A 17,351-nucleotide genomic window follows, 5' to 3' on the forward strand; every position below is an offset into this window, starting at 1 on the left:
AATATCAAAGCTCAGCCTTAGGGTTAACTAATTTAAGCTATTTTGCTGATATTAATATTAAATCCAAGGCCCAAAGCGTGTCAGTGATCGCTCAAGGGCAAACCCTAATTGTTGCGACAAAGATTGAGCCTGACTTTTCAGGGCCGAGGTGCCTAAAAGCTGTGGCGATTGGCTCGCAAATATCACCCAATTACCGCCGCCAGTGAGGCAAGCATTCACATGGGCAAAGTGTTGTTGTAAGTCGGCTAATAATTCGCGATTTTGGCTATGTTCTTTCCAGCAGTTCAGCACTAAATAACCGTTGGGTTTAATGAGGTTAGTGCATTGCTTAAGGAATACTGGCGAAAGCTGTCCTGTTTCAACGCCTTTGGCTGTGTAAATATCGGCAAAAATCACATCGACTTTTTTATGATCGCCTGCGGCCAAAAAGGCGATGGCATCATCATTGATTAGATTCAGCTTTTTACCTATCGGCAGTTGAAAATAGCGCTTAGCTAACTCAATCACCGCTGGGCGTAATTCCACCGCCGTTAACTTTATTGCCGCGTCGAAATTGCGTAGAGAGTGGATAATCGAGCCGCCGCCTAAACCTAATACGATGGCGCTCTTGGGCTTACAAAACAGCAAAACCAACAACATGGCTTGCACATAAGTGTGCTGGGGAATATGGGGCGCAGCCTTGAGGATTTTACTCTGCTCGTCGTTATCCCCAAAGGACAGGATCCGTGAGTCGTCGTAATCGATTACGCGGATTGGGCCTAGTGCGTCTTGGGTTTCATGTAAGAGGGTAGAATCGGCCATATTGGGTTTATTACTCGGTTTAGCTGTTTGGCTCGCTTGCACAGGCTATAACTGCTCGCGCAAAAAAGTTAGAATTCAGACAGTTTTAGTTAATTGAGCCGCTATTATGACAAATCAAATCCTGCTTGCCTGTATTTATCTTGCAGTGTTTCTCTTTTTACAGCGCGCCTTAGCCCATTGGGTGAGAAAACTGGCGCAAATGAAGCAAGTGAGTGTGGCGCGGACCAGTTTAGTGACCCGTTTTATTTCCTATGTGATGTTTTTTATTACCTTGTCACTGATGGCGGTCTCGCTTGGGCTGGGCTATCAAGATGTGTCGCTATTTGTGTCATCTGCCTTTGCTGTGATGGGGGTTGCATTAGTCGCCCAGTGGTCGATATTGAGTAACTTAACCGCAGGCGTGCTGATTTTTTTCGTGTTTCCTTATCGTATCGGTGAGCGTATTCGAGTGGTTGATAAGGATGAAGATATTAGCGGCGTGATCATCGAAATCGCGTTATTCCATGTGCTGATCCATCGCGATAATGGCGATACCATTACTTATCCCAATAACTTGATGTTGCAAAAGGCAGTGTTAAAGCTCGCCGATCAGACTCCCTTGGCCGAACGTCAGGCGTTACTCGAAGGCAAGAAGAAGTTTGATCCTGAGTAGTGAATATAACGACGCCGCTGTGTATCGATTATCGAGCTGTGTTGAGTGCTCGCGGGCGCTTAGTCCAATTATCGTGTCATTAGGTGTGTTTGCTTACGTACTCTTGACGAATCAATAGCGGCTGGTTAACTAGTAGCGGCGCACGATGAGATGAAATCGCTATTGCCGTTCTAGTCACTTAACTAACGCTTAAATAGCACTTAACTAACACCTGACTAAGACTCAACTCAGGCTTAATCGATAGCGCTTGAGTACAAGATTCTCAATAACCCAATACAGGCCAGATAGGGATAGCAACAAGGTCAGTATGCCAAACAGCCAGCTAAGGGGGTTGTTGAAGCTGCCTTGATTGAGGTAATCCATAAAGTGCAATTTAAACATCAAGTCGGCGATGTCTGTGTGGTCATTTTTATGGCCAACTAATTCACCATTAATTGCATTGATGTAAATCCGCGTCGACAGGTCATCATCCATACGTATTAGCCACAGTGAATTGCACTGGGTTGGCCATTCGCTAATGGGGGCTGAGATTTGCTTAACTTGGCTAATCTTGCCCGGCCCGGTGTAACTTTCAAATGCCAGTTGTTGCGCGCTTTGTTTATTAATAAGTAAGACATTGCCTGTATAAGCATCAATCAAGGTTTGCTGTTGGCACTGGTGTGCATAGCGCTGCACCTTTGCATCGAGTACATAAACGGGCTTACCTGCGATCGCCACTAATGTCAGACTTTCTACTTGAGTATGCTTAGCCAGTAAGGGAGTTATATCCACAAGCTTTTGTGGATCAAACGCTTGCCTTTGCGGCTCAGGATGATGGCTCTGTTGGTACTCCATTCCCTTGAGTTCATCATGGGGCGTCAAATTGAAATAGACCCCAGTAACCAGCCAAAGTAGCAGTTGAATGCTAACTATGGCACCGAGCCAATAGTGAGCGATTTTGACCCAGCGTTTGAAGCGTTTACTTTGAGGCTTAGGTTTAGATTTAAGTTTCGGCATCATCTCAGATACCTCCTTCTGCGCTGCCAAAGTAAAACGAAGCCAGCTAACACAGCCACAATAGAGACTAGAGCCGTACTCAGTAGTAGAAGATTGTCGATGGCTTCACCTTCGTCGTAATCCATAATGTGCCATTTCCAAAAGAGATCGAACAAACGCCAATAGTCATGTCTGCGCGTGACTAACTCTCCCGTTGTCGCTGATAGGTAAAGGCTTGTAGCAGCGCTATCGTTAAAATCCATTCTCCAAACTGGCAAGTATCGCGGCGCTAATTCTGCAGGGGCGATATCGGTGAACAGGGTTGCACTAACAAGCTTAGCCTCGACGGCTAAAGACCCGTGATGCTGATAGTTTGAAGCTATCATTCGGGCTTGTTTCTCCGTTATTGAAGGCAATAACTCACCCGAATCTGCGTTCACGAGAATGGACTTATCGTTCAGTTTAATCCGGTAGTAGAGGGTATCAGTGACTGAGGTTAACGCGATTGCTTGAGCCTTGGGGAAACGTTCATAAACCGCTGCGATTGGGTAATGGATCTGGCTGGGATCGATATGCCGTGAGTCTTGCACTTTAATATGATCGCCACGGATAAATCCAAGATCCATTAAGACGAAATAGCTGCCGGTGACTGACCAGATCCCAATCGGCAGTACCAGCAATAGCATCAACCATCTGTGCAGAAAGTGCGCCGATGAGACTCGTTTAAGTGTGTTAACCCGCTTCAAGTTGATGACTCACTTTTATTTAATTAATTTAGCCAGCTTGCTTAAGGGGGATTGCCCCCTTAAGCTCAAAGCACTACAGAGCCCATTTCATCCCGACATAGTAACGACGTCCCATTAGGTCGAACGTCATAGTGTTGGTATTACCGTCGGTATAGCTTTGATGATATGGCGCTTGCTTGTCGAACAGATTATCGATACCTGCTGTGAACGCAATATTGTTGTCCATTTGATAATGAACCTGTGCGTTATGGTAAGTGATCGCATCAACTGAGTCCCCTATATCTCCAGCATTGGCATATTGATCATCCGCCGCGCCGATATATTGAATGTTGTAGCTAAAGCGCCAATTGTCATTAGTGACATCAAAATAAAGGTTTGAGCGCCATTTGGTGTAGCTACCATCATAACCAATGGTGCCAGCTCGTGATTCAACGGGGGCGCCGGCGTAGGTTTGCAGATCGTATTGATCTAAATAGCTCAGCTCCCAAGTCGTATTAGTCACAACGTTGCCCATCTCTTTCTGGTAAAACATCGCCATATCAACACCTGAAACCACTTCGTTGGCGGCGTTGCCCAGTTGTGTTTGTAAATAGGTAATGTTGCCTGTCATTGCGTCTCGCACAAAGTGTTCGTCGCTACAGAAAGGATGCGTCATCCCTTTGCTGTCGTAACAGGCGGCTAATTTGCTCGAACCATTGACTGAATTAATGGCGTTATTAATCTCTATCTTGTAGTAATCGAGCGTGATATTGAGCCCTTCAATAAACCCCAGATCCCAAACAATACCCGCAGTAAAGGTATTGGCTTCTTCTGGTTCAAGTTCAGCATTGCCACCACGGTCGGTTAATATTGTGCCTTCTTGCTTATAATTCGTTGGCACGTTTGATGCCATACAATTAGCGTATCGATTCGAGCTAGGGTCGAGCTTAGCCCACTCGCTACAAGGATCTGTGGTATTCATGGAACCTTGATCGATACCGCCAAACAACTCAGGAATATTCGGTACTCTGAATGCCGTAGATTGGGTGGCCCGCAGCGTCACTGCGTCATTGACGACCCACAGTAGCCCCATTTTATAATTGGTATCACCACCGAAGGTATCAAAATAGGAATATCGCAACGCCGCAGTTAATTCGACCGACTTGGCAAAGGGCAGGCCGCTTAAAATAGGTAACAAGGTTTCAAGATAGATTTCGTCGGCAGTGTAACGACCATCAATCGGATCTTGCTGGGCAGTGTTTGCTTCACCACTGATTTTAAGTGGGTCGGGATCATTCCATCCTTTCTCGTTTCTGTGCTCTAGTCCTGCAGCAAAACTCATCATGCCCGCGGGTAACTGCCATAGATCGCCTGTGATATTCGTCGTGAGACTAAACTGCTCATTACCGCCGCTATCACGCATGTTAAACAAGAAATAGTCCAGCATTTCAGGTGTGAGTGAGCCAGCTCCCCAAAAGTCTGCGCAAGGGACATTAGGATCAAGATTACAATTGCTATAGTTTGTCGCCTCGGCAAGACGAGCCTTATTAATGACATTGGTCACTTCATAGGAACCACGGTTACTGCCGAAGTTAACCGCAGCATCCCATTGCCAACCGTTATCTAAATCCCCTCTTAAACCTGTCACCAAGCGCCAAGTATCCGCTTGAATATTAAATTGTCGGGGCGCTTCAGCCAGTCTGCGACTCTGGAGCAGAAAGTCTGCATCGGTCGGATTTGATTCATGCCAAGCAGGAATGACTATTCCTGACACCGATTGCGGGGTAGCGGGTAATTGTGAGCTACGGTGAGTGTACATTGCCTCAGCAAACACTTGGCTGCTCGCCGTTAAGTCATATTCACCGTAGGCAAACAGATTGACTCGCTCGTTAGGTTGAACCGCATTAAAATACTGATAAGTATTGTCTTTATGGCTACTTGTGTATGGGGCACTTCCTGTTGGTAAAAGCATTAACGGATCGCCGATTGGATTACCATTGGTATCAATGAAATGGCCTCTGCCTCCCGGCAGCGCCGAGCTACCGCCACACACTAGCTCACCATTCACTTCCTCAAGCGGACAAGGTGCGCGACTCAGCATATCGACGGCTTGGGTTTTATCGTAACTCATTGCCACATATGCACTGCCACGCTCACCGACATGACCGAGGGCAAGGTCGAGCTTGTACTGTTCACCATCATTTTGCTCGGTTATGCCTGTTCGCGCTTGAAACTCTACTCCATCGATTTGTTGCCGAGTGATAATATTGACCACGCCAGCAACCGCGTCGGCACCATAAATGGCGGATGCACCATCTTTTAATACCTCGATTCGTTCAACCACGCTAATGGGAATGGTATTAAGATCCACGGAGGAGTTTGCCCCTGTGCCACTGTTCAGCATACGTCGACCATTGAGCAGTACGAGTGTGCGATTCACCCCTAATCCGCGCAGGTTGACTTGGGTTGAACCATAGCCTCCTTCAGTCCAATAGGCATTCGTTTGATTACCCGCAAACCCCGCAGAGGCTGTCATTCTCTGCAGCAATACTTCAACTGAAGTGGCACCTGTTTTCTCGATATCTTGCGCGGTAAAAACGGTCATAGGCGCGGTGGAAGCCATCTCTTCCCTTTGAATTCGGCTCCCTGTAATGGCAATCCTTTCGATAGCAGTGGGGGTCAATAATTGGGGTTTAATTGCAGATGCTGGCAACATTGCTTCAGTTTCGGCTTCGGCTGCTATCCCTGAAAAAGTGGCCATGCTGGCTAGGGATATCGCCATTGAAGTCATTACTGCGGAGCGGGTCATAATAAGCCTATGAAAGGTTTGTTTAAATAATGGTATGTTTTATATAGGATTAAGTGGGTATCTCAATAAAAACTCAACGACCTGCGACACTGTGTCACACCCCTAATGCGCGGTTTATAATAAAGTGCTGATATAATCACCGCTCACTAAGGGTTTGGAAGTTCAATCATGTGTGCCTGAGCGTGTTTTTTTGTTTTACAGATATGATGATTCGGCATGGTGTAAATGGGAGGATAAGAGCATGCAAGCGCAAGTGCAGAACAAGTTTGAACGCTATCCTGAGCATATAACGCCATTGCTATTACGGATCCGAACCTTGGTTTTTGCGATTGCCGAAGCGCAGGATTTAGGTGCGGTGGAAGAGAGCTTAAAATGGGGTGAGCCGAGTTATTCTGTTAAAAAGGGCAGCACAGTAAGATTTGACTGGAAGCCAAAATATCCCGAACAATATTACTTATTCTTTAATTGTAAAACTAAGCTGGTTGATACATTTCGAGAGCTGCATTCCGATGTGCTGCAGTTTGAAGGGAATCGAGCCATAGTGTTAAGTATCCATGATCCTCTGCCAGAATTCGCAATTTCCCAATGTATTGAATTATCGTTGAAATACAAAAGTATCAAACATCTACCTTTGTTAGGTGCGTAAACCGACTGGGAACCAACTTGACAGAAGCTGTAGCACCTAAATCTTAGTTAAGGTGCTACCTGTTTGCGGTAACGAAGCAGATTTATTTTTTGTCGATTGATTTGACAAAAAATTGCAGTCTTGGATAGTTAAATCCAGTGTTACCTTTGATTGAAAAATATAACAACACAGCACAAATCGCGAAATATATCCCAATATCAATGGCTGAAAGCATCGCAGAATTGATTTGTTGGCCAGTCGCAAGCAACAGGCTTACACTGAGTATTCCAGCTAGTCATCTAAAAATACGCTCTCTCATAATCACTTCCTTGTTGTTTATTTAACTCTTCTATCGCAACACTCGCTGAAAAAATGCCGTCGCTTGTAAGTACATTTGCAGCGCTAAAGCCGGATCGTATCTATCGCCTTCATCACGCATAAAGGCGTGTTGAGCGTTGACTTCAAGCCAAGTGAAGTTACGGTTCAGCGCCATTAATTGCTGGTGGATTAACACTCGACCTTCCGCCGATACATGGGGATCTTGCTTACCAAACACTAACACTAATTCCCCTTGAATATCACCGCTGCGGCTCAGAGAGTCATTGCCGTAGGCGCAGGGCAGGGTGTTGGAGTGAATGTCGGTTGGATAGAGGCAAAATGCACCTAAAATAGCGGGGTTGAGTGCGGCGCGGTAGGCTAAGTGGCCGCCGATACACACGCCCATGCTGCCCACTTTGCCATTGCAGTAAGCTTGTTGATGGGCAAAGTCGACTAATGCTTGGGTGTCGCTGTCGTGGTGTTCTAAAGGTTTAGCAAACTTATCGGCGTTGCCTTTGTCTTTACCCGGTTCATCGTAGGCGAGCACTGTGCCTAAAGGATTGAGTTCATGGAACACTTCCGGCACAAACACGACAAAACCGTGGCCAGCAAGAATTGTCGCAGTGCGCGCAATAGGCGCAGTTTGCTGAAATATCTCGGAATAAAAGATGATGCTTGGAAATTGCCCCTTTGCTTCAGGGCGGTAGATATAGGTGCGCATTAGCCCTGAAGGCGTGGAGATATCCTGAGTTTCCTGAGTGACTAACATATTTAGTTCTCTCTGTGAGGCTTCAAACGTTGAAGCCTCACTTTAGCAGTCAGGATTTTATCTGTCAGTTAAAACAATTCGTTACCTGAGCGTTCCCCTGCACATAGCGCTTTTACATTGCTCAAGGTTGTTTGGGCAATGGCGCCTAAGGCTTCTTCGGTGAGGAAGGCTTGGTGACCAGTAAAAATTACGTTATGGCAGGCAGATAATCGACGGAATACATCGTCTTGAATGATCTCATTCGATTTGTCTTCGAAGAATAAACCTTTTTCGTTTTCATACACATCGAGTCCGAGTGAACCGATTTGGCCGAGTTTTAAGGCTTCCATCGCATCGAAGGCATTGAGTAAGCCACCGCGGCTGGTGTTGATCACCATTACGCCGGGTTTCATCTTGGCGAAGCTGGCTTGGTTGAGCAAATGGCGGTTATCGGCCGTGAGCGGGCAATGCAAGCTGATGATATCGCTGTTGGCATAAATCGCATCGAGATCCTGATATTCCACATTCAGCGCGACAACCGCTGGATTGATAAAGGGATCGTAGGCGATGACTTTACAGCCAAAACCGAGCAAGACTTTAATGGTGGCCACACCGATTTTACCCGTCCCAATTACGCCGACGGTTTTGCCGAACATATTAAAACCGACTAAACCTTCGAGGGAGAAGTTGGCATCGCGGGTGCGTTGGTAGGCTTTGTGGATTTTGCGATTCAGCGTCAACATCAGCGCGACTGTGTGTTCGGCAACGGATTCTGGGGAATAAGCGGGCACGTTGACGACTTGCATGCCTAAGCGTTTAGCGGCGACTAAATCGACATTGTTAAAGCCTGCGCAGCGCATGGCGATAATTTTTGTGCCGCCCTTGGCGAGTTCGACTAGGACTTCTTCACAGAGTGAATCGTTAACGAAGGCACAAACGATTTCAAACCCTTCAGCAAGTTTCACTGTTTGCATGCAGAGGCGATAATCGAAATACTCAATTTGTGCACCAAACGCGGCATTTGTGCGGTTAAAATGCTGCATGTCGTAATGTTTTGCGCTAAAGAATCCAATTCTCATTTCAGTCACCTAACGGATTTTGATGTAGTTATCAGCCAAAGAGTGTAAGTGAGTTAGGGCTTTTTGTCCTCAGCCTTAGAAAATTGCCTATTAAAAGAGTGAGCTTTGTCATCAATTGGCTAAAACTGTTGATAAAAAAAGCGAGCCCTGATGGCTCGCTTATGGATTGACTGCCTGTGCTTGAGTTGTTCAAGCTGGACTCTCGCATTTTAAGACGTGCTTTGAGAGCCAAGGGTTAGTCCGTTAACCCTTATACGGTTTGTGACTAGTGATCTTTAGCGAATTTAGCCGCTTCAGCACCGGCGATACGGCCGTAGGTCACAATGTCAGATACTGCGTTACCGCCTAGACGGTTAGCACCGTGAACACCGCCAGTCACTTCACCTGCTGCATATAAGCCTTGGATTGGTTTACCGGTTTTTTCGCTCTTCACTTCGGCTTTAGTATCAATGACAACGCCACCCATAGTGTGGTGAACAGCGGGTGCGATTTCTAATGCGTAGAAAGGTGCTACTGCTAATTCGCGTGGTAGGTTTGGACGTTCAAATTGAGCATCTTTACCTGATTTCACGAAACCGTTGTATGCCGTGATGGTTTTAGCCAGTTCAGCGGCGGGCACATCGATTTGTTTTGCTAACTCTTCGACAGTTTTGCCTTCTTTAACAATGTTCAGATGCACATAACCTTCAATCGCTTTTAAGCTCTTACGGATTGAGTCATCGAACACCAGATAAGCACTTTCGCCTTTTTGTTGCAGAATCGCGGCAGACGCTTTATCACGGGTAGTGATTTCGTTCATAAAGCGGTTACCTTCACGGTTAACCACGATAGCACCGTTACCACGTACCGCTTCGGTGATCATCACGCCACCCGCTGGTGAGTAAGTTGGGTGAGCTTGAATGAACTCTAAATCGCGAGTTGCTGCGCCTGCTTGTTGCGCTACGTCTAAGCCGTCACCGGTTGCACCTGGGTGGTTAGTGGCTTTAAAGCCTTTTAACTTAGGATCGTATTTAGCTACGCGGTCGTTGTTTTTCGCAAAACCACCGGCAGCAATAACAACGGCATCGGCTTTGATTATGTAATAGCCAGTGTATTCGCCTTTAACGAGTACGCCAGTCACATTGCCTTTCGCATCTTCAATAATACGGACAACACGGCTGTTTAAGCGGATGTCTGTACCACGTTTGATTGCGTTGTCCCACAGCACTTGCGCAACGTGTGCACCTACGCCAGCGCCACCGGTTGGACGGTGACTACGGTTAACACTTGCGCCACCCATACGGCCTACGTCAGTCATATCGGCACCCATAGAGGTTAACCAATCGATAGAGTCTGAAGAGTTATTCGCAAGCACTTTAACAAGCTCAGGATCGTTAATGTTACGGCCACCTTTCATGGTGTCGTCGATCATGATTTGTTTCTTATCTTCAATGCCTAACTTAGCTTGCGCCTTCGTTTCGGCAGCGTTCATACCGCCAGCAGCCAGTTTAGTGTTACCACCTGGTACAGGTTCTTTTTCGAGCAGGATTACTTTTGCGCCAGCATCACGGGCTGATACTGCAGCAGCAAGGCCCGCACCACCTGAACCGATAATAACCACATCAGTGGTTTCTTTTACGCCAGCAGCAATGGCTTTATCTTGTGCCGCTTTGTCAGCATCAACAGGAACAAACTTACGTTCCCACTTGCCGCCGTAAGGCATGTCGAAGCCGAAGCTGTGGCAAGCATCGCAATAGGCGACTGATTTTTCATGACCTTTATGGCAGCTCGTACAAGCAATTTCGCCAATCAAGTGAGATTTATGAGGTGAGACTTTGTCTTTAGGTGCGGCGGCGGCCAGTTCTTTTAAATCGCCGTGGCAGCTAACGCATTGGGCATTTTCATGGCTAAGGTTGTCATCGCTGACGCCACCTTTGTCTGAGACGTGGCAGCTGTCGCAACTGCCCATTTCACCGTGAAAATCGGCTAGCACTTCTGGTGCAGCATAGGCAGTTCCTGCCATTGCGCCAGAGATCAGCATGGCTAGTGCTGTTTTTTGAATCTTTCTTGTGAACATGGTAGTTCCTCCGCCGTACATTCATCTACTTAATAAGGGTTATTCATCGTGGCGTGATATTTATTTTTTACGTCATTCACGCACTGTTAGAGCATTCTCCATTTGCAAATTTATCACTATCTAAAGAGGTATATATGTGTTCAGGTCACATAACCTTTGTTACAACGGAAATAACATATTTAAAATGTGCAATAGGGCGGGAAATATGAATCAAGTTGAAGCTAATCACTGATTGAATACGGTATAACTTGCGCGAGTTAACATATTGAATGGATTGGATTTAACTTTATGAAATAAAAATGGTATTGATTGTTGGTTTTGCGAGGTATTTTATCTATTTGTATTTTATAGATATTATAATGTGATTTTGCATATTAATAATTTAAATTATTTATTTTTGAGTATTCCATAAATAATGTTATTTATCCAGCCTTTATTGTATAGAATTATATTATTAGTTTAATTAAATGTTACGTAGTTGATTCTTAAGGGGATGTAATGCAGAAACAAGGCATATCAGAAAAACGTTTTTGGATTCAACGTTTGAGTAAAACCAGTTTAAGGGCATTGCATATTTTAGGAATAGTCGGTGTTGGCGGTGGCATTTTATTAAGTGTAGATAAAACGCAATGGCTGAATTATTGGTATCTCGCCATGACGACGGGCAGCATATTAATGTTGTGGGAAATTGTGCGTGATTGGCGTTGGTTAATTCAGCTTAAGGGTGTGTTAACCTTGGTAAAAATAGGCTTACTTGGTCTGTTTGTACCCCTAGCAAATTTCAAGCCTGAGCTGTTAATTGTGATACTCTTTTTGTCCGTGATTGTGTCCCATGGTCCTGCTGGACTGAGGCATTATTCTATTGTGCATCGTCGGCAAATCGACTCGAAAAAAGAAATTAAGGGCTAATGCTAATGTCTGTAATCCATGCGCCAATCGTGACACCCGCAGCCTTAATCACTGAGTTTGCTTGGCCTGTTTCTCGCTTCGATGGACTTAAAGTGCTCGATCTTGCCTGCGGCTCTGGGCGTAATGGCTTGTGGTTTTTAGCGCTAGGTGCACAAGTGACGTTTATCGACAGGGATTTGTCTGCCATGTCGCACATTGAGCATGTGAACGCCCGCAAATATCAATGGGATTTAGAAGCCGAGGCTGCGCCATCGCTACCGATTGAAGAGTACGACATAGTGTTAGTATTCAATTATCTGCATCGGCCATTATTACCGCAAATTGCCAAGGCGGTTAAGACTACAGGCCTTATCGTCTATGAAACCTTTACCACACAACAGGCTGAGAGTGGGCGGCCACGTAACCCCGATTTCTTACTCACTGAAAATGAACTCAAATCAGTGTTTGCTAACTGGCAACCTTTACATTACTTTGAAGGTCGATTATGTGATCCGCAGTCCACTCATAGCAGTTATAAAGCACAGTTGATTGCGCGAAAACCTAAAACGTAAGTTTACCGATTGAGACTCAAGAGGTCGTAGGATGTTTCCCTATCCAGAGCAATATCGCATTGCAACACCACCGCTAACGACCGCTGTCATGGTGGCTTGGGCTTTATTAAGTCATAGCCTGTTTTCCGATGCCAGCCCTGTCGCTCTGTATCCGCTATTAGCCCTGTTCCCGCTGGTAATTGGATTACACTTGTATTTGATTTGGTTAGCAAAAGGAATGGGACGACTCGATCAGTTTTTCTATGCCTTAGTGCATATCCCACTGGCGTTCGTGGTGTGGACATTTACAATTATGCATGTGAATGGCAACGCTTTTTCTTAAATTCGCCTGACGTTTTATAGAAAAATAACAAAAAAAAAGCGCCCTGATAATCAGAGGCGCTTTTTTAAATGCTGTATTGCTAACAATTAGGCCGTAGTGTTGATGTTGTGGCCTGCATTACCTACCGGTTTTGGCGCCGCAGCTGCAATTAAATCTACCGCGATTTTACCTTCGGCTTTTTGCTGCTCTTTGGCTAATTGAGCAACCTTAACGCCAACTGCACCATTTTCTAGATTAGGTGTAATAGCTTGGTTGTTCAGCGAAATAGTCATAACTAACCTCGGTTGTGAGCAGAGTCCCTTTATCGGCAAACCCAAGGTTAACTTTAGTCGTTAGCCATGAATTTACCAATCATCCATTATTTTGCCAATTATTTCGCCAGTTACTTGGCCTTAGCCGAGAACAGTTTGCGGCCGATGACAATAATGGCTGTAATCCCCAATGAGCCTAAGATCAACCCCAGTGCCAGCGCTACATTTTGCAGTGCGGTAGGGTCGATAACCAGCGCGATACCCATACCCAACATCATCACACCTGACATGAGTTTTAGGGCTTGGCCTTCTTTTTCAGTCAGTTTACGTTTACCTAAGGTCGCGCTGAAGACGATAACGATAATCGCCAGCGGGATCACGTAAACAATGTTATATAAAACCAGATACATATAGCGTTCAATGTCTGGCAGATTGTGCATAGAAAGCACGCTGGTGTAAATCATCGGGAAGCCCGCGGTGCAGAGCAGTTCATAGGCGTTGGCGAGGACTGCTAGTACGGTAGAGCCAATAAGTAAGGCGCCTAAGCTACTCGAATTTGACAGTTTTCCCATGCGCTTTATCAAACTCGTCCGGTTTTCTGCCGACATCGACAGCGTCACTTCCCCCTTAGTAAAGAAGTAATCTTTAATGTTGATGACCCCAGCGATTAAGGCCAAACAACCCGCCGCTAAGATGATCATGCCGCCATCACTGCCAGCGCCTAACAGCTGGAAGATGTTCAGCCATGCGGTCATAAACAAGAAATAGATAAAGCCAGAGAAGAACACGAAAATCCCGCCGACGAGCAACATTCGGCTGCGACTCTTGGCATTAACCATGATCGACAATAAAAACAGTAAAACGAAGAAGGCGCAGGGGTTAAAGGCATCCACGCCTGCGAGCACTAAAGTGAGCAGCGGCAAAGACATAGTCTCAGGTGTCACTACGCCCACTAAAGGTAACTCAACGGGCTGGACTTCAGATTGCGCTGGTGATGCTTTTGTAGCGTCACCCAAGCTAGTGGCATCACAGGTGCCTTCGCCAGTATCTGTGCCGCAGGTGCCAAATAGCGGCGCATCGGTTTCTGTACTCGCGCTAGTACTGACAACGCCTTTAGTGGGCAAGTCCGCTTCGCTGAGTTTACCGCCAAGGGATAAATAGCAATTTTTCAGTCGATTGACGAGAAACTCGCCCGTTACTGCTTCGCTCGAATAGCCCACCACGGCTTTTTCGCAGTTGGCCATATAGGGCACAGAACGCGCCTCTGTCGTGGTTTTTGCGGCGATAGTTTGCCAAATATCCTGCACGCCTGGATCTGACACCATATGGGATTCGAGTTCTATCCAAGGATACTTTTGCGGTAATGAATCAATAAAAGGATGGGCCTCTGCACAATGTGGGCAGGTTTTGGACCAGAAGAAATACAGTTTAATTTTGAGTTCACCTTGAGCATTCACATAATGCCAAGTTTGATCCGCTGAGCTTGCTGGCGCAGTTTCGGCCCAGCTCGGGATGGAAAAGGCAAAGAGGAATAATAGAGAGCAAAACAGCGAGATTTTAGATAGATATTTTGTCATAGCGCCTCCCACTGAGAGTGGGTTTAAGTATCGTCAAACGGTTCAATTAACTCTTACTCTACTTAAATCAATCATTTTGATTAAATTAGATATTAAGAAGTGTTAGTTAACTCGCGAATAACAATTTTTTGGGAACTGAAACAAGTTTATCTTTGGTAAACGTTTAGCTAGGGCAGAAATTCTAGGGCAGAAAGAAATTTAGGGCAGAATTAGGTTAGAAATAGTGCGGTGCACACTTTGGCTCATCATGCTTTAGCTGGTCACATTCTGGGCCTCGAACTTGGGTTTACTATTATTAGGTTTGCCACTCTCAGGCTGATTCTGATCTGCGGTTAGCCGCTTTCACACAGACTTAGACAGCGGCTTTCATATAGGCTTTTACAATCTGAGTAGTATTGACTCTGCCAGAATCGTTATTGATTAATAAAGATAAAGCACCCTATAAAATATAAGGTGCTTTATTGCTGGCTCGATGATGGGGTTAACCTAAGGCTACGCCATTTACACTCAGTTTCACGTCAATATTATTACGTGTAGCGTTCGAGTATGGACAAACTTGATGCGCATGACGCACTAATGCTTCAGCGGCTTCTTGCGGTAAATCTAAGCTAACTTCTAAAGCAACCGCTAATGCAAAACCGCCGGCATCATTGGCACCTATGCCGACAACCGCACTGACTGGCGCTTCGGTAATATCCACTTTGCCGATTTTAGCGACATGCAAAACGGCGTTTGAGAAACATGCAGCATAACCTGCGGCAAACAGTTGTTCTGGGTTAGTGGCAAGTCCGCTACCGCCCATGGCTTTTGGATAGGCTAACGCCACATCCAGTAAACCATCATCAGTGCTGACTTGACCCTGACGACCCGCTTTTGCTGTGGCACGTGTTTCATAAAGTGTTTTCATAGTATTAGACCTTCTAAGGTTAAGGATTAAGTAAATTGATTTGAATTGTGCGCAATTAAATTGCGATAAACTATAATTCGATCTTTGGTGTGAATGCAAGTATATTGTGCACAATATATTTAATTTGTCGGATCTTCCTATGGCAACAACTCAACCCAACATCCGTGTTAATCCTGTCGATATGGCCGAAAATACCAGTGCAGATAATGCCTTATGCCTTGAAAACCAAGTGTGCTTCTCACTTTATAGCGCCGCGAATGCTATGGTGCGAGCCTATCGCCCTTTGTTAGATAAATTGGATCTAACCTATCCGCAATACTTGGTCATGCTAGTGTTATGGGAAGAGCAGGGGATTAGTGTCAAAACCTTAGGGGATAAACTCTTCCTTGATTCAGGCACGTTAACGCCATTGCTAAAGCGGTTAGAATCCAAGGGATTAGTGACTCGCGGTCGCAGCGAACAAGATGAGCGCGTGAGAGTGCTCGCGTTAACGCCCGCAGGAATTGCCCTCAAAACGCAGGCAAGTGAAATCCCCCATTTAATGCGTTGCAAAGTCGGCGGCGAGGCGAGCGAGTTAAAAGCCTTAAAGGCCATGTGCGATCAAGCACTTAAACAATTACATGCCAGTATTGATTAAACTCTTATCGTCGAGATTTGATCTAAGACTAACTTATTGACATATTAACGCTTATTAGCTGTTCGACTGAGCTTGATTGAATGAGGCTCAGTAGGTCGGTCGTCTATGGAACGTTAGCGAGAGTGAGTTATGGCCAGTTTCGATATAGCCATTATTGGCGGTGGGATCAGCGGTGTCGGCATTGCCCAATATGCGGCAGCGGCGGGCTATTCCACCTTGCTGATTGAAAGGGGCGAAATTGGCGGCCAAACCTCGGCTAATTCCAGCAAGCTTATCCATGGCGGCTTGCGCTATTTAGAAACGGGGCAAATCAATTTAGTCCGTAAGTCCTTGCTTGAACGGCGCCATTTACTCAATCTTGCGCCCACTCTGGTTAAAGCTGTGCCTTTTTATATTCCAGTGTATGACAACAGTCAGCGCAGTCCCTGGACTATTCGCGCGGGCTTAAGCATGTATGCGCTGCTGAGTGAGTTTGATCCCTTGGGCCAATTTGTGTCTGTGCCTGCCGTGCATTGGCATCGTTTTAAAGGATTGAAATTCAAAGGATTAAAGGCGGTATTTCAGTGTTGGGATGCGCAGACCGACGATAAGTTGTTAACTCAAGCGGTGGCGCGCAGCGCGCAGGTTCTGGGCGCCGAAGTCTATGCCGAGGCTGAATTTCTTGAGCTGGAACATAGGCGCGAAACTTGTGAGCTGAGTTTTAGCCACAGGGGCGAAATCCATAAAGCCGAAGCGAGTCTAGTGATCAATGCTGCCGGCCCTTGGGTGAATGCGGTTTTAAGCAAAGTCTTGCCTCCACTTGCGGGTGTTGAACTCGATTGGGTGCAAGGCGCCCATGTGCTACTGGATATTCCTGCGCCCGATGGCATCTTGTATTTAGAGTCTTGCTTCGATAAGCGGGTCATATTTGTGATGCCTTGGTATGGGCAAACCTTGGTTGGCACCACAGAAACGGAACTGGCTTCTTTGGATAAACCACCCGAAGCGACCGAATCTGAAATTAATTATCTGCTTGGAATTTATAAGCATTACTTCCCGCTAACGCCGGAGATTGATGAGCTTAAGGCGAAGATAACTCAAACCTTCTGCGGCATTCGGGTTTTACCTAAGCAAAATAGCCAAGCCTTTGAGCGGCCGCGGGATACCTTGATGAAAACATCGATTTCCCATCCGCGCATCCTCAGTTTATACGGCGGTAAGTTAACGACGTTTCGTAGCACCTCGGCAGAAGTACTTGAATGGATTGAAAAGGCCCTTGGTAAGCGCGAGGCGATTGCCGATGTTGATAAACTCAGCTTGTCTTGAATAAACCTAAAATTACGCCCTTGGTACTGGTTGAGTGTGTTTCGAGATGATTTTTACCCGTAAAACCGCTACAGTGTGGCGCTTTTTTACTGAATCTAGGATCT

At 45.9% G+C, this 17,351-nt stretch carries 17 protein-coding genes; 7 read left to right on the forward strand and 10 right to left on the reverse strand.

Annotation, left to right across the window (positions count from 1 at the left end; all coding sequences use genetic code 11):
• Positions 1–57 precede the first annotated feature (57 nt).
• Positions 58–801 (reverse strand): spermidine synthase, encoded by a 744-nt coding sequence (locus KV201_RS12800; RefSeq protein ID WP_226059598.1) that lies wholly within the window; start codon positions 799–801, stop codon positions 58–60.
• A gap of 106 nt (positions 802–907) precedes the next feature.
• Here KV201_RS12800 and KV201_RS12805 point away from each other — a divergent pair, with 106 nt between their 5' ends.
• Positions 908–1,453, forward strand: a complete 546-nt coding sequence (locus tag KV201_RS12805; protein WP_226059541.1) for a mechanosensitive ion channel family protein — start codon at positions 908–910, stop codon at positions 1,451–1,453.
• Between the two features lie 222 nt (positions 1,454–1,675).
• On the opposite strand, the gene KV201_RS12810 is transcribed toward KV201_RS12805, so the two are convergent.
• The 3 genes from KV201_RS12810 to KV201_RS12820 form a co-directional block, all read right to left on the reverse strand.
• Positions 1,676–2,452, reverse strand: a complete 777-nt coding sequence (locus KV201_RS12810; protein WP_226059542.1) for a PepSY domain-containing protein — start codon at positions 2,450–2,452, stop codon at positions 1,676–1,678.
• Positions 2,449–3,114 (reverse strand): peptidase, encoded by a 666-nt coding sequence (locus tag KV201_RS12815; protein WP_107948950.1) that lies wholly within the window; start codon positions 3,112–3,114, stop codon positions 2,449–2,451. The genes KV201_RS12810 and KV201_RS12815 overlap by 4 nt, the downstream gene beginning before the upstream one ends.
• Positions 3,115–3,247: 133 nt before the next feature.
• Positions 3,248–5,962: a TonB-dependent receptor gene (locus tag KV201_RS12820; protein WP_226059544.1), complete on the reverse strand. Its 2,715-nt coding sequence runs from the start codon at positions 5,960–5,962 to the stop codon at positions 3,248–3,250.
• A gap of 241 nt (positions 5,963–6,203) precedes the next feature.
• On the opposite strand from KV201_RS12820, the gene KV201_RS12825 reads away from it, so the two are divergent.
• Entirely contained in the window at positions 6,204–6,608 is a 405-nt protein-coding gene (locus KV201_RS12825; protein ID WP_226059545.1) for a DUF1801 domain-containing protein, read from the forward strand.
• 328 nt (positions 6,609–6,936) lie between these two features.
• Here the strand turns inward: KV201_RS12825 and KV201_RS12830 are convergent, their stop codons facing one another.
• The 3 genes from KV201_RS12830 to fccA form a co-directional block, all read right to left on the reverse strand.
• A complete protein-coding gene (locus tag KV201_RS12830) occupies positions 6,937–7,674 on the reverse strand; it encodes a dienelactone hydrolase family protein (RefSeq protein WP_226059546.1) in 738 nt (245 codons plus the stop codon).
• A gap of 68 nt (positions 7,675–7,742) precedes the next feature.
• Positions 7,743–8,732, reverse strand: coding sequence for a 2-hydroxyacid dehydrogenase (locus tag KV201_RS12835; protein WP_006083996.1), 990 nt, complete (start codon positions 8,730–8,732; stop codon positions 7,743–7,745).
• A 265-nt stretch (positions 8,733–8,997) separates the two neighbouring features.
• Positions 8,998–10,788 carry a fumarate reductase flavoprotein subunit FccA gene (gene fccA, locus KV201_RS12840; protein ID WP_006083995.1) on the reverse strand — a complete coding sequence of 597 codons (1,791 nt, stop codon included), beginning with the start codon at positions 10,786–10,788 and terminating at the stop codon, positions 8,998–9,000.
• A gap of 498 nt (positions 10,789–11,286) precedes the next feature.
• Between fccA and KV201_RS12845 the strand changes: the two genes are divergently transcribed.
• From KV201_RS12845 to KV201_RS12855, 3 genes are read left to right on the forward strand one after another with little or no spacing between them, the layout of a single operon-like run.
• Positions 11,287–11,697 carry a hypothetical protein gene (locus KV201_RS12845; RefSeq protein WP_226059547.1) on the forward strand — a complete coding sequence of 137 codons (411 nt, stop codon included), beginning with the start codon at positions 11,287–11,289 and terminating at the stop codon, positions 11,695–11,697.
• A gap of 5 nt (positions 11,698–11,702) precedes the next feature.
• Positions 11,703–12,248 (forward strand): bifunctional 2-polyprenyl-6-hydroxyphenol methylase/3-demethylubiquinol 3-O-methyltransferase UbiG, encoded by a 546-nt coding sequence (locus tag KV201_RS12850; protein WP_006080375.1) that lies wholly within the window; start codon positions 11,703–11,705, stop codon positions 12,246–12,248.
• Between the two features lie 31 nt (positions 12,249–12,279).
• Positions 12,280–12,570, forward strand: coding sequence for a hypothetical protein (locus KV201_RS12855; protein WP_012090084.1), 291 nt, complete (start codon positions 12,280–12,282; stop codon positions 12,568–12,570).
• Between the two features lie 86 nt (positions 12,571–12,656).
• Here the strand turns inward: KV201_RS12855 and KV201_RS12860 are convergent, their stop codons facing one another.
• The 3 genes from KV201_RS12860 to KV201_RS12870 form a co-directional block, all read right to left on the reverse strand.
• Positions 12,657–12,842: a cytoplasmic protein gene (locus KV201_RS12860; protein ID WP_226059548.1), complete on the reverse strand. Its 186-nt coding sequence runs from the start codon at positions 12,840–12,842 to the stop codon at positions 12,657–12,659.
• Between the two features lie 110 nt (positions 12,843–12,952).
• On the reverse strand, positions 12,953–14,398 hold the full coding sequence (locus KV201_RS12865; protein WP_226059549.1) for a cytochrome C biosynthesis protein: 1,446 nt from the start codon (positions 14,396–14,398) through the stop codon (positions 12,953–12,955).
• A 481-nt stretch (positions 14,399–14,879) separates the two neighbouring features.
• Positions 14,880–15,305, reverse strand: coding sequence for an organic hydroperoxide resistance protein (locus KV201_RS12870; protein ID WP_006080380.1), 426 nt, complete (start codon positions 15,303–15,305; stop codon positions 14,880–14,882).
• A gap of 139 nt (positions 15,306–15,444) precedes the next feature.
• Between KV201_RS12870 and ohrR the strand changes: the two genes are divergently transcribed.
• Positions 15,445–15,942, forward strand: a complete 498-nt coding sequence (ohrR, locus tag KV201_RS12875; RefSeq protein WP_319000220.1) for a hydroperoxide resistance transcriptional regulator OhrR — start codon at positions 15,445–15,447, stop codon at positions 15,940–15,942.
• 129 nt (positions 15,943–16,071) lie between these two features.
• Positions 16,072–17,247: a glycerol-3-phosphate dehydrogenase/oxidase gene (locus KV201_RS12880; RefSeq protein ID WP_226059550.1), complete on the forward strand. Its 1,176-nt coding sequence runs from the start codon at positions 16,072–16,074 to the stop codon at positions 17,245–17,247.
• Positions 17,248–17,351: the final 104 nt, after the last annotated feature.

The organism is Shewanella sp. SR1, from assembly GCF_020447145.1.
Classification (GTDB): Bacteria; Pseudomonadota; Gammaproteobacteria; order Enterobacterales; family Shewanellaceae; genus Shewanella; species Shewanella baltica.